Below are 250 nucleotides of genomic sequence, written 5' to 3' on the forward strand. Positions count from 1 at the left end.
CCCTTTCGCGCGCGCTCCAGTGCGTCATAGGCGCGGACGACGCCGGCCACGGTGTTGCGGTCGGCGATGCCGATGCCGGCGTGCTTCAACTCCACCGCGCGGGCTACCATGTCGCCGGGCTGGCTCGCGCCGTCGAGGAACGAGAAGCTGGTGGCGGTGACGAGATCGGCGAACGCGGTCATCGCCCGTCGGCAGCTCCGCAACCTTGTATAACCTGCTTCTTGGGCGTCGCACCCACTGCGAACGGCAT

The 250-nt window shown here is 68.4% G+C and carries 1 protein-coding gene; it reads right to left on the reverse strand.

Annotated features, from left to right (window positions below; all coding sequences use genetic code 11):
• Positions 1 to 182, reverse strand: a 182-nt coding sequence (locus tag AC0IW9_RS31480; RefSeq protein WP_471652214.1) for a PHP domain-containing protein, incomplete at its 3' end; no start/stop codon positions are given.
• Positions 183 to 250: the final 68 nt, after the last annotated feature.

Source organism: Belnapia sp. AC561 (assembly GCF_979252845.1).